We start from the raw sequence: 545 nt of genomic DNA on the forward strand, positions 1-545 counted from the left end.
TGTGCCGTCGACCGCCAGCATATCGTCGCCGACGCGTACCAGGACCACCAGCTGACCGGCGGCATGGGCATTATCGCGATTGCCACGATGAACACACCAACAGCGAGGTAAGGGTCGGTCTCCACGGACTGTTTCGATGCCATCTTGGTTCTCCTTTACGATCCTGACGGCGTATGTCGACTATGCGCCGGACGTGAAATTGGATGCAGCGCTTTTCGAAAAGTTCCCGTAGTTCGCCACGGGTGGGAACCTTCCTCCTGGTGTCGTGCCCGTCGGGAACCAATCCTCGCCAGGCGCATCCAATGGTTCAAGCGTGGAACTGGAGAGACCGATGGACCTGCGTTCGCAAATTCTGGACGACACCGAAGATGGCGTGTCGGCCTCCGCCCAGGGAAATTCAGCGGGAGACGGCAAACCCAGAACAGTCGGCCGCGTCCGGCCGACGCGCTTCGATGCTGAGGCCGCGGTCAGGACGCTGATCTCTTGGGCCGGCGACGATCCGGCCCGACCCGGGCTTATCGATACTCCTTCACGTGTCGTTCGTG

1 pseudogene is annotated in these 545 nt (G+C 61.1%); it reads left to right on the plus strand.

Features of this window, described 5'->3' with window-relative positions:
- Nucleotides 1-331: 331 nt before the first annotated feature.
- Nucleotides 332-545: pseudogene (locus tag EN935_RS39590) on the plus strand (GTP cyclohydrolase I FolE); the annotation flags it as partial.

The sequence above is a fragment of the Mesorhizobium sp. M7D.F.Ca.US.004.03.1.1 genome (assembly GCF_003998635.1).
GTDB lineage: Bacteria > Pseudomonadota > Alphaproteobacteria > Rhizobiales > Rhizobiaceae > Mesorhizobium > Mesorhizobium loti.